The organism is Streptomyces sp. NPDC001220 (assembly GCF_053597895.1).
Genome location: NZ_JBSFJE010000005.1, coordinates 185,213 through 196,866 on the forward strand (window position 1 = coordinate 185,213; position 11,654 = coordinate 196,866).

Here is an 11,654-nt window from a genome sequence, read left to right on the forward strand (position 1 = left end):
CCCACCCCGGTCGTCGGGGCGGCTTCGCGTCGTCACGGAGGAAGCCCACCCCGGTCGTCGGGGCGGCTTCGCGTCGTCACGGAGGAAGCCCACCCCGGTCGTCGGGGCGGCTTCGCGTCGTCACGGAGGAAGCCCACCCCCGCCGTCGGGGCGGCTGCGCGCCGTCTGGGAGGCCGCGCGTCCGGGGCGGAAGCCGCCCGTCGGTGGCGTGGTTCCGGCGCCCGGGAAGGCTCCTCGGCCGCGGCGGCAGCCGCCCGGTGACGGAAGGCCACCCCGCCGTTCCCCACCCGCTGTGACGTGTGGCACTATGCAGGCCATCCCCCACCGGCACAGGCCTCGCAGGAGACACTCCTAGTGCAGCAATCCGTGGTCCCGGAGCTCGCTCACACCGACACCCGCCCCATGCACTGGCTGGCCACGGCCACGGCCCTGACCGGTGTCATCGCGCTGTCATCCCTCTTCCAGCCGGGCGCGGCCAAAGCCGCCCAGCCCGCGGCCGGCACCGAGCCGAAGCCCACCCCCGCGGCCACCGCGCCGCCCAGCACCACCGGCGTGGACTTCCCCCTCGACTGCGGCCCCGTGAAGGAGGCGGTCGTCAAGAAGGCCACCGGCGACCTCGACGGCGACGGCAGACCGGAAACCGTGGCGGTGGTCCACTGCGACTCGGCCATGGGCACCCCGCCCGACGGCGTCTACGTCCTCACCCAGGCCGCCGACGCCACCCGGCCCCGCGTCGTGGCCACGCTCGTCGACCCCAAGGACCGGCTCACGGTCACCGACTTCACCCTGGCCGCCAAAACGGTCACCGCGACCCTGCTCGGCTATTCCTCGGACAATGTGCCCAGTTGCTGCCCGGACGTGAAGACCGCCGCAACCTGGCAGTGGAACGGCCACACGTTCGTCCGCTCCACCCCCGCGGCCACCCACAGCGTCTGACCGCCGCACCCGCACGACCCGGGGGCCACGCGGGGTGGCCGGAAAGTCACTCCGCGTCCGGCCCGTACACCTCGACCTGGTCCGTGACCCGGCGCACATGAATGCACTCGCCCGGACATTCCCGCGCCGAATCCACCACGTCCGTCAGCAGCGGCAACGGCACCGGCACCGTCGCCCCCTTCGCCTGCAGCAGCTCGTCGTCCACGCCCCTCACATAGGCCAGGCCGTCGATGTCCAGCTCGAACACCTCCGGGGCGTACTGGGCACAGATCCCGTCACCGGTACAAAGATCCTGGTCGATCCAGACCTCAAGCGCCTCCGCGCCGGCCAGGGCCTCCTGCTGCACGGTCATCTCTCCTGCCGTCGAAAGCGCCGGCAGGGGGACCCGGCGGTCACCCGGTCCCGCCCCGGCGGGTGTTGGACTCCCTCGACCCTACCCCTGCCCGAACCGCCCCCGGCCGTGCCCGCCGCCCGCGCACCCGCCCGCCCCCGGCGCCCCCTCCGGCCGCGCACACGGCGCACCGGGCCGCGCGGGACGAGGGCGCTCGGCCACCGGATCGATCGACTTGAGCCAACCCCTGGCAGGCGTCCGCGATCACCCGTGCCACCCGGCCGGTTGCTCTGTGTAAGGAAGCCCTGACCGGGGCACAACCCCTGAACCGGCATCGGAGCGGACAACTCCGGTCAGTCACGAAGGGTTTTGACCGCTCCCGGCCCGGAACACGCAGCTTCTAAATCGCGTTGAGTGGGTATCCACCGGGCACGAGGGAGAAGCAATGGGTGACCGACGACACACCTTGACAGTCTTTGTGATCTAGGGGTTTCAATCGACACCCACCCAGGTAGGGTCTGGAAGCGTCCAGCTCCCCTTGGAGGAGGTGAGGACCGTGGCAGCCCACGACGACGACATGAACCGCGGCATCCGCCCGGGACGAGGGTCCGACGACCCGGCCGGGCAGATCGCTTACCTTGAGCAGGAGATCGCCGTCCTGCGACGCAAGCTCGCCGACTCTCCGCGACACACGAGGATTCTCGAAGAGCGGATCGTCGAGCTGCAGACGAACCTGGCCGGCGTGTCCGCCCAGAACGAACGACTCGCGAACACACTCCGCGAGGCCCGCGACCAGATCGTGGCCCTCAAGGAGGAAGTCGACCGACTCGCACAGCCGCCGGCCGGCTTCGGTGTCTTCCTGCAAGCCAACGAGGACGGCACCGCCGACATCTTCACCGGCGGTCGCAAACTGCGGGTGAACGTCAGCCCAAGCGTTGACCTGGACGACCTCAGGCGCGGCCAGGAAGTCATGCTCAACGAAGCGCTCAACGTGGTCGAGGCCATGGAGTACGAGCGCGTCGGCGACATCGTCACCCTCAAGGAGATCCTCGAGGACGGCGAACGCGCCCTGGTGCTGGGGCACACCGACGAGGAGCGGGTGGTACGGCTCGCCGAGCCGCTGCTGGACGTGAACATCCGCCCCGGCGACGCCCTGCTGCTCGAACCCCGTTCCGGCTACGTCTACGAGATCGTTCCCAAGAGCGAGGTCGAGGAACTCGTCCTCGAAGAGGTCCCCGACATCGGCTACGAGCAGATCGGTGGTCTCGGCGGCCAGATCGAGGCCATCCGCGACGCCGTCGAGCTCCCCTACCTCTACCCGGACCTGTTCAAGGAGCACGAACTGCGCCCGCCCAAGGGCGTGCTGCTCTACGGGCCCCCCGGATGCGGCAAGACGCTCATCGCCAAGGCCGTCGCCAACTCGCTGGCCAAGAAGGTCGCCGAGGTCACCGGCCAGGCCGCCGGCAAGAGCTTCTTCCTCAACATCAAGGGCCCCGAGCTCCTGAACAAGTACGTCGGCGAGACCGAGCGGCAGATCCGCCTCGTCTTCCAGCGTGCACGGGAGAAGGCCAGCGAGGGCACCCCCGTCATCGTCTTCTTCGACGAGATGGAGTCCCTCTTCCGCACCCGCGGCTCCGGTGTCAGCTCGGACGTGGAGAACACCATCGTCCCGCAGCTGCTCGCCGAGATCGACGGTGTCGAAGGCCTGCAGAACGTGGTCGTCATCGGCGCCTCCAACCGCGAGGACATGATCGACCCCGCCATCCTCCGCCCCGGCCGCCTCGATGTGAAGATCAAGATCGAGCGTCCGGACGCCGAGGCGGCCAAGGACATCTTCGGCAAGTACCTCACCGAGCGCCTCCCGCTGCACTCCGACGACGTCGGCGAGCACGCGGGCAGCAAGGCCACCACCGTCGCCAGCATGATCCAGACGGCAGTGGAACACATGTACGCCGAATCCGAGGAAAACCGCTTCCTGGAAGTCACCTACGCCAACGGCGACAAGGAAGTCCTCTACTTCAAGGACTTCAACTCCGGCGCGATGATCGAAAACATCGTCGGACGCGCCAAGAAGATGGCGATCAAGGACTTCCTCGAGCACAAGCAGAAGGGTCTCCGCGTCTCCCACCTCCTCCAGGCCTGCGTGGACGAGTTCAAGGAGAACGAGGACCTGCCCAACACCACCAACCCCGACGACTGGGCCCGAATCTCCGGAAAGAAGGGCGAACGGATCGTCTACATCCGTACCCTCATCACCGGAAAGCAGGGCGCCGACACCGGGCGCTCCATCGACACGGTGGCGAACACCGGGCAGTACCTGTAAAACACAGGGCGGCTGCGGGTGCCCCCACCGGGTACCCGCAGCCGACTGTTTTTCCGGCCAAAACCGGAACCGAGGCGAGCAAGGCAATGACGCAAATGATCTCCCCACCAGCGCAGAGGCGTTCTAGGCTCGTTCCTACCGCCGAGTCGCGCAGTGCGGGGACGGGCACCGCACACGCACCGGAGCACCAGCGGTACGCGAGCGGAGCCCACGACCGAGGGCTCCGCCGGGCAAGGAGGGCCGCATGACCGTACGGCGAGTAATGGGCATCGAGACGGAGTACGGCATCTCCGTCCCCGGCCACCCCAATGCCAATGCCATGCTCACCTCATCCCAGATCGTCAACGCCTACGCGGCGGCGATGCACCGGGCCCGCCGCGCCCGCTGGGACTTCGAGGAGGAGAACCCGCTGCGGGACGCCCGGGGATTCGACCTCGCCCGCGAGGCCGCCGACGCCAGCCAGCTCACCGACGAGGACATCGGCCTCGCCAACGTCATCCTCACCAACGGCGCCCGCCTCTACGTGGACCACGCCCACCCCGAGTACAGCGCTCCCGAGGTCACCAACCCCCGCGACGCCGTCCTCTGGGACAAGGCCGGCGAACGCATCATGGCCGAGGCCGCCGAACGAGCCGCCCAGCTCCCCGGCGCCCAGCCCATCCACCTCTACAAGAACAACACCGACAACAAGGGCGCCTCCTACGGCACGCACGAGAACTACCTGATGAAGCGGGAAACCCCCTTCTCGGACATCGTGCGCCACCTCACCCCCTTCTTCGTCTCGCGCCAGGTCGTCACCGGCGCCGGCCGCGTCGGCATCGGCCAGGACGGTCACGAACACGGCTTCCAGCTCAGCCAGCGCGCCGACTACTTCGAGGTCGAGGTCGGCCTGGAGACGACCCTCAAGCGCCCCATCATCAACACCCGCGACGAGCCGCACGCGGACGCCGAGAAGTACCGCCGGCTGCACGTGATCATCGGCGACGCGAACCTCTCGGAGATCTCGACCTACCTCAAGCTCGGGACCACGGCCCTGGTCCTCTCGATGATCGAGGACGGCTTCATCGCGGTCGACCTCGCCGTCGACCAGCCTGTACGGACCCTCCACCAGGTCTCCCACGACCCCAGCCTCAAGCGCCTCGTCACGCTCCGCAGCGGCCGCACACTCACCGCCGTCCAGCTCCAGATGGAGTACTACGAGCTCTCCCGCAAATACGTCGAGGAGCGCTACGGCGCCGACGCCGACGAACAGACCAGGGACGTGCTGCAGCGCTGGGAGGACACCCTCAACCGCCTGGAGAACGACCCCATGAGTCTCTCCGGCGAACTCGACTGGGTGGCCAAGAAGGAGCTCATGGAGGGCTACCGGCGCCGCGACGACCTCGACTGGGACGCCGCCAAGCTCCACCTCCTCGACCTGCAGTACGCCGACGTACGGGCCGAGAAGGGCCTCTACAACCGCCTCGCGGCCCGCGGACGCATCAAGCGGCTGCTGGCCGAGGCCGACGTCGACAAGGCCCGCACGAGCCCGCCGGAGGACACCCGCGCCTACTTCCGCGGCCGCTGCCTCGAGCAGTACGCCGACGACGTCGCCGCCGCCAGCTGGGACTCGGTCATCTTCGACCTCCCCGGCCGGGACAGCCTCCAGCGCGTCCCAACCCTGGAACCGCTACGCGGAACGCGAAATCACGTCAAGGAGCTCCTGGACCGCTGCCGCACCGCAGAAGACCTGGTCAGGGTCCTCTCCGGCGGCTGAACGGGCACCCGGGCCGTACCGGGCGACCGGGGTCAAAATCCCGCCGCCCGGGAATCATCGAGGTGGCCCCCGTACGTTGGAGAAACTGCGGGGCCGATGTCGGACCCGGCTTGTAGGGTCTGATCACCACCGATCGGCAGGAATGCCGACCTGTCGACCATGTCGGGCGAACGCGAACTGAGCGGGGTGAGGGTTATGGCAACCAAGGACACCGGCGGCGGACAGCAGAAGGCCACACGTTCCACCGAGGAGGCCGAGGAGCAGACGCAGGAAGCGCAGGCGTCGGAGGACCTCAAGGAGCGCCACGAGAAGCTGAGCGACGACGTGGACTCGGTGCTGGACGAGATCGACGACGTACTCGAGGAGAACGCAGAGGACTTCGTGCGCTCCTTTGTTCAAAAGGGTGGGCAGTAGAGCCCTTTTCCCTTCGAATCGAAGGTGGATTGAGATCGGGAGTGTCGGGGGACCTGAGCGTGAAGCGCTGCGCACGGCCTGGTGACGCCAAGCCGCGCGCAGCCTTCGCAGTCAAGCGGTCGAACCCTCGGCGCCTGTCGACCTCACCGAGTCAGAGTCAGAGTCAGAGTCCGGGCGCGAGTCGCTGACCGCCTTGCGTCGCTGATCGTCGCCTCGCGGCGGGGCGTCCGCCGTATCCGCCCATCCGCCCCCGCCGTTCATGTGGATCAACGCCACAAGACGGGTAGGGTCCGAGGCGTACTGTGCTTCAACTGCAATTCGGCCATCGGTCTGTTGAGGGACGACCCCGAGACGATCAACCGAGCAGCCGACTACCTGGAAGGAAACGCGTGGAAGCCAACACTCGTAGCACCGGGCGTCTACCAGCTGCCTTCCTGACGCCTGGGTCCTCTTCTTTCATGGACTTTCTCGGTGAGCACCAGCCGGAGTTGCTGCCCGGCAAGCGGCAGTTGCCGCCCACGCAGGGGGTGATCGAGGCGCCGCACGGGACGACGATCGTCGCGGTGACCTTCCCCGGGGGCGTGGTGCTCGCCGGTGACCGTCGGGCCACGATGGGGAACGTGATCGCCCAGCGCGACATCGAGAAGGTGTTCCCGGCCGACGAGTACTCGGCGGTCGGCATCGCCGGCACCGCCGGCCTCGCCGTGGAGATGGTCAAGCTCTTCCAGCTGGAGCTGGAGCACTTCGAGAAGGTCGAGGGTGCGCAGCTGTCGCTGGAGGGCAAGGCGAACCGGCTGTCGACGATGATCCGTTCCAACCTCGGCATGGCGATGCAGGGCCTGGCGGTCGTGCCGCTGTTCGCCGGGTTCGACGTGGACCGGGGCAAGGGGCGGATCTTCTCGTACGACGTCACCGGTGGCCGTTCCGAGGAGCACAACTTCTCCGCGACGGGCTCCGGCTCGGTCTTCGCGCGCGGGGCCATGAAGAAGCTGTTCCGTGAGGACCTGAGCGAGGAGCAGGCGACCACACTGGTGGTGCAGGCTCTGTACGACGCGGCCGACGACGACTCGGCGACCGGTGGTCCCGATGTCGCCCGCCGGATCTACCCGATCATCACCGTGATCACCGAGGACGGGTTCCGCCGGCTCACCGACGACGAGTCCTCCGAGCTCGCCCGTGCGGTGCTGGCGCGCCGTCTGGAGGAGCCGGACGGTCCGCGCGCGGCGCTGCTCTGAGGCGCTCGGCGCTTGTTGTGAAGGTGATCCCAGTGACTTCGACGGAACCCTAAGGAAGGGGACGGATACCGGTGTCGACGCCGTTCTATGTCTCACCTCAGCAGGCCATGGCGGACCGTGCGGAGTACGCCCGGAAGGGCATCGCGCGCGGTCGGAGTCTGGTGGTGCTCCAGTACGCCGACGGCATCGTGTTCGTCGGTGAGAACCCCTCCCGTGCGCTGCACAAGTTCAGCGAGATCTATGACCGGATCGGTTTCGCGGCCGCCGGTAAGTACAACGAGTACGAGAATCTGCGGATCGGCGGTGTCCGCTATGCCGACCTGCGTGGTTACACCTATGACCGTGACGATGTGACGGCGCGTGGTCTTGCCAACGTCTATGCGCAGACGCTGGGCACGATCTTCTCCAGTGCGGCCGAGAAGCCGTACGAGGTGGAGTTGGTGGTCGCGGAGGTCGGGGAGACCCCGGAGGGTGACCAGATCTACCGGCTGCCGCACGACGGTTCGATCGTCGACGAGCACGGTTCGGTCGCGGTCGGTGGCAATGCGGAGCAGATCAGCAGTTATCTGGACCGTGAGCACCGGGACGGTATGACGCTCGCGGAGGCTCTGAAGCTGGCGGTGACGGCTCTGTCGCGGGAGTCGAACGGCACGCAGCGGGAGATTCCGTCGGAGCGGCTGGAGGTTGCGGTGCTGGACCGTACGCGTCCGCAGAAGCGCAAGTTCAGGCGTATCGGCGGCCCGCAGCTGTCCCGGTTGCTGGAGTCGGAGGGTGCGGCCACGGCTGTGGCCACCGACGAGGCGGAGGAGTCCGGCGGAGACGTCGAGTAGTCCCCGCTGCCACCCGCTCTGTGCGCCCCGTCCGGCGAGTCGTCCGGGCGGGGCGCGGGTGTGTGCGGCTAGGACTTCCGCGGGGGCGCTGTGGAGCCTCGTACGACCAGTTCGACGGGGATGTCCCGGCCTTCTGGTGTGCGGCCTTCCATGACGGCGAGGAGGGCGTGCATGCCGCGTTCGCCGAAGAGTTCGGCGTCCAGTCGCACGGTCGTGAGTTCGGGGTCGATGGCGGTGGCGAGGGCGAGGTCGTCGAGGCCGGTGACGGAGATGTCGTCGGGGACGCGCAGGCCGTGGCGGCGCAGGGCCTTGTAGGCGCCGGCGGCGAGTTTGTCGTCGTCGCAGACGAGGGCGGTGGGGTGGGGGCCGGGTGCGGCGAGGGCGGCTTCGGTGGCCGTGCGGGCGCCTTCGATGGAGATCGGGGCGTGGACGGTGTGTACCGAGGTGCCGGGCACCTGTGCCGTGCGTGCGGCCAGTTCGCGGGCGCGGACCTCGAAGGTCCAGGAGGCGACGTCGGCGGCCAGGTGGAGGAAGCGGCGGTGGCCGAGGCCCAGGAGGTGTTCGGCCGCCTGGCGTACGCCGTCGGCGATGTCCAGGTTGACGGTGGCGGCTCCGAGGCTGCCGTCCGGGTCGCTGTCGAGCATCACCAGAGGGAGCTGGTCGCCGCGGATGGCGGTGAGGGCGTCGGCGGCCATGGAGGAGGCGATGACGCCGTCGAGGGCGGCCTGGGCGGAGGCGAAGGGGTCGCGGATGGGGCCGATGCCTTCGGGGGAGGGGTAGAGGACCACGCCGAAGCCGTGGTCGGCGGCCACGCGGGCGGCGCCGGTGTAGACGCCGGCGAAGAACTCGGTGGTGAGGGCGGGGACGACGAGGAGGACGGTGCGGGTGTGGCCGAGGCGGAGGTTGCGGGCGGCGAGGTTGGGGCGGTAGCCGAGGTCGCGGGCGGCTTCCCGGACCCGTTCGGCGGTGGCCTCGGAGACGCGGCCGCGCCATTTGTCGCCGAGGACGAGCGACACGGCCGCCTGGGAGACGCCGGCGGCCTGGGCGACGTCGCGGCTCGTCGGGCGCGTGCTGCTGCGTGCCACCGGGTGCGGGCTCCTTCGTCTGGACGTGTGAACTGCGCACATGGTACGTATGGGAGTCGAGGTTATACGTAAAACTTGGAGGCGGGTCATGGCCGCGGGATACCTGGAGATCCTCAGGGCGAGGCACGCGGTCCGCCTGCTGACGGGCACCTTGGTGGGCCGGCTGCCGAACGCCACGGCCGCGCTCGCGATCGTCCTGTTCGTGCGTGCGCAGGGCGGTACGTACAGCCTGGCGGGGGTGCTCGCGGCCGTGTACGGGGTCGCCAACGCGGTGGGCCAGCCGGTGCTGGGCCGGTTGGTGGATGTGTACGGGCAGCCGCGGGTCCAGTTGCCCGCGGCTGTCGCGTCGGCTCTCGCCATGGCCGGTTTCGCCTTCGCCGGCACCGATGCGCTGCCGCCGGCCTACGGGTGCGTGGCCGCGGCGGGGCTGTTCACGCCTCCCCTGGAGGGCGGTCTGCGCGCCCTGTGGCCGAGTGTGCTCGGCAAGGAGGACCAGGTGCACACGGCGTACGCCATGGACGCGGTGGCGCAGGAAGTCATGTTCACGGTGGGGCCGTTGCTGGTGACGTTGTGCGTGTCGCTGTGGTCGGCGCAGGCGGCGCTGCTGGTGGTGAACGCGCTGGGCGTGCTCGGGGCGCTGTCCGTGGTCGTCTCGCCCCCTTCGCGCGCGTGGCGTTCGGCGCCGCGCGAGGCGCACTGGCTGGGCGCGCTGCGGTCGTCCGGGCTGCTGGCGCTGCTGGGCGCGTTCCTGTTCGTCGGGATCGCGATGGGTTCCATCACGGTGGCGTCGGTGCCGTACGCGGACGGGCACGGCGGTGACGCGGTGTACGGCTGGATGATGGCGGGGCTGGGGCTGGGCGCGCTGCTCGGTGGCTCGGTGTACGGGGCGCGGCGGTGGCATGGGGAGCCGGCGGTGCGACTGCGGGTGCTGGTGGCGCTTCTGGCGGTGTGTTATCTGCCGCTGATGGTGATGCCGGATGCGGTGGCCATGGTGTTGCTCACCGTGCTGGCGGGGGTGTTCCTGGCGCCGGCGATCGCATGTGCGTTCGTGCTGGTGGACCGGCATGCGCCGATGGGGACGGTCACCGAGGCTTTCTCCTGGCTTGTGACGACGTTCACAGTGGGGGCCTCGGTCGGAACGGGCCTGGCGGGCCCGGTCGTCGAGGCGGGCGGGGCGCTGTGGGGCTTCGCGGTGCCGGGCGCGGCGGGGGGCGTGTCGTTGCTGGTCCTGATGGTCACCGGGCGGGTCCTCGCAGCTCCCGGTGGGGGCGCGGTGGTTGCGGCTTCATCGGAAAATGATCCAAATCGTGCTGCCGAACCCCGTTTCAGCTCAGGGGATCGGGCGTAATGTTCAGTCATGGACCGCCGCATTTTCGGGCTGGAGAACGAGTACGGCGTCACGTGCACGTTCAGGGGACAGCGCCGCCTGTCGCCTGACGAGGTGGCGCGGTACCTCTTCCGCCGTGTCGTGTCATGGGGCCGTAGCAGCAATGTCTTTCTTCGTAACGGCGCCCGGCTCTATCTCGACGTGGGATCACATCCGGAATACGCGACACCCGAATGTGACAACGTGACCGAACTGGTCACCCACGACAAGGCCGGCGAGCGCATTCTCGAAGGACTGTTGGTGGACGCCGAACGACGCCTGCACGAGGAAGGAATCGCGGGCGACGTCTACCTCTTCAAGAACAACACGGACTCGGCGGGCAACTCCTACGGTTGCCACGAGAACTATCTGGTGGCGCGGCACGGGGAGTTCTCCCGGCTCGCGGACATCCTCATTCCGTTCCTGGTGACCCGGCAGCTGCTGTGCGGCGCCGGCAAGGTGCTGCAGACGCCGCGCGGTGCGGTGTACTGCGTCAGCCAGCGCGCGGAGCACATCTGGGAGGGCGTCTCCTCGGCGACGACCCGTTCCCGGCCGATCATCAACACCCGGGACGAGCCGCACGCGGACGCCGAGCGCTACCGTCGGCTGCACGTCATCGTGGGCGACTCGAACATGTCCGAGACGACCATGCTGCTCAAGGTCGGCGCCACCGACCTGGTGCTGCGCATGATCGAGGCGGGCACGGTGATGCGGGACCTGACCCTGGAGAACCCGATCCGGGCGATCCGCGAGGTCAGCCACGACATCACGGGACGGCGCAAGGTGCGCCTGGCCAGCGGCCGGGAGGCCTCCGCCCTGGAGGTGCAGCGGGAGTACTACGAGAAGGCCGTGGACTTCTGCGAGCGGCGCGGTATCCGCACCGGCACGGTCGAGCAGGTGCTGGAGCTGTGGGGCCGGACCCTGGACGCGATCGAGGCCGAGGACCTGGACCGGATCGGCACCGAGATCGACTGGGTGATGAAGTACAAGCTCATCGAGCGGTACCGGGCCAAGCACAACATGACCATGTCTCATCCGCGGGTGGCGCAGATAGACCTCGCTTATCACGACATTCACCGTCGTCGGGGTCTGTATTACCTGCTGGAGAGGAAGGGTCAAGCCGCGCGGATCTGCAATGACTTGAAGATCTTCGAGGGCAAGTCGGTACCGCCGCAGACGACTCGGGCGCGGCTGCGCGGTGACTTCATCCGGCGGGCTCAGGAGCAGCGGCGCGACTTCACGGTCGACTGGGTGCATCTGAAGCTCAATGACCAGGCACAGCGGACGGTGTTGTGCAAGGACCCGTTCCGTTCGGTCGACGACCGGGTGGAGAAGCTCATCGCCGGTATGTGAGCGAACGCCACACGGGCGCCGTACG

Annotated in this window: 11 protein-coding genes; 9 read left to right on the plus strand and 2 right to left on the minus strand. The window is 68.7% G+C overall.

Annotated elements, in window-relative coordinates; all coding sequences use genetic code 11:
• The first annotated feature begins 354 nt into the window (after window positions 1-354).
• Window positions 355-936, plus strand: coding sequence for a hypothetical protein (locus ACWDGI_RS14290; RefSeq protein WP_450758791.1), 582 nt, complete (start codon window positions 355-357; stop codon window positions 934-936).
• Window positions 937-982: 46 nt separating this feature from the next.
• Here ACWDGI_RS14290 and ACWDGI_RS14295 read toward each other — a convergent pair whose 3' ends face one another.
• On the minus strand, window positions 983-1,288 hold the full coding sequence (locus tag ACWDGI_RS14295) for a ferredoxin (RefSeq protein ID WP_450758793.1): 306 nt from the start codon (window positions 1,286-1,288) through the stop codon (window positions 983-985).
• Window positions 1,289-1,823: 535 nt separating this feature from the next.
• Here ACWDGI_RS14295 and arc point away from each other — a divergent pair.
• The 6 genes from arc (at window position 1,824) to prcA (ending at window position 7,825) form a co-directional block, all read left to right on the plus strand.
• Window positions 1,824-3,590: a proteasome ATPase gene (arc, locus tag ACWDGI_RS14300; protein WP_450758795.1), complete on the plus strand. Its 1,767-nt coding sequence runs from the start codon at window positions 1,824-1,826 to the stop codon at window positions 3,588-3,590.
• A 244-nt stretch (window positions 3,591-3,834) separates the two neighbouring features.
• Complete coding sequence (dop, locus tag ACWDGI_RS14305) at window positions 3,835-5,346, plus strand: depupylase/deamidase Dop (protein ID WP_450758797.1); 1,512 nt, start codon at window positions 3,835-3,837, stop codon at window positions 5,344-5,346.
• 195 nt (window positions 5,347-5,541) lie between these two features.
• Entirely contained in the window at window positions 5,542-5,760 is a 219-nt protein-coding gene (locus ACWDGI_RS14310; protein WP_351739822.1) for a ubiquitin-like protein Pup, read from the plus strand.
• A gap of 261 nt (window positions 5,761-6,021) precedes the next feature.
• Window positions 6,022-6,198: an endonuclease domain-containing protein gene (locus tag ACWDGI_RS14315; RefSeq protein ID WP_450758799.1), complete on the plus strand. Its 177-nt coding sequence runs from the start codon at window positions 6,022-6,024 to the stop codon at window positions 6,196-6,198.
• Window positions 6,150-6,995 carry a proteasome subunit beta gene (prcB, locus tag ACWDGI_RS14320; protein WP_365796801.1) on the plus strand — a complete coding sequence of 282 codons (846 nt, stop codon included), beginning with the start codon at window positions 6,150-6,152 and terminating at the stop codon, window positions 6,993-6,995. The genes ACWDGI_RS14315 and prcB overlap by 49 nt, the downstream gene beginning before the upstream one ends.
• A 71-nt stretch (window positions 6,996-7,066) precedes the next feature.
• A complete protein-coding gene (prcA, locus tag ACWDGI_RS14325; protein WP_450758802.1) occupies window positions 7,067-7,825 on the plus strand; it encodes a proteasome subunit alpha in 759 nt (252 codons plus the stop codon).
• 68 nt (window positions 7,826-7,893) lie between these two features.
• Here the strand turns inward: prcA and ACWDGI_RS14330 are convergent, their stop codons facing one another.
• Window positions 7,894-8,910, minus strand: a complete 1,017-nt coding sequence (locus ACWDGI_RS14330) for a LacI family DNA-binding transcriptional regulator (protein ID WP_450758804.1) — start codon at window positions 8,908-8,910, stop codon at window positions 7,894-7,896.
• Between the two features lie 88 nt (window positions 8,911-8,998).
• On the opposite strand from ACWDGI_RS14330, the gene ACWDGI_RS14335 reads away from it, so the two are divergent.
• Together ACWDGI_RS14335 and pafA are read left to right on the plus strand one after the other, a co-directional pair.
• A complete protein-coding gene (locus ACWDGI_RS14335; RefSeq protein ID WP_450758806.1) occupies window positions 8,999-10,258 on the plus strand; it encodes an MFS transporter in 1,260 nt (419 codons plus the stop codon).
• A gap of 9 nt (window positions 10,259-10,267) precedes the next feature.
• Window positions 10,268-11,629: a Pup--protein ligase gene (gene pafA, locus ACWDGI_RS14340; protein ID WP_059196529.1), complete on the plus strand. Its 1,362-nt coding sequence runs from the start codon at window positions 10,268-10,270 to the stop codon at window positions 11,627-11,629.
• The last annotated feature ends 25 nt before the right edge of the window (window positions 11,630-11,654 follow it).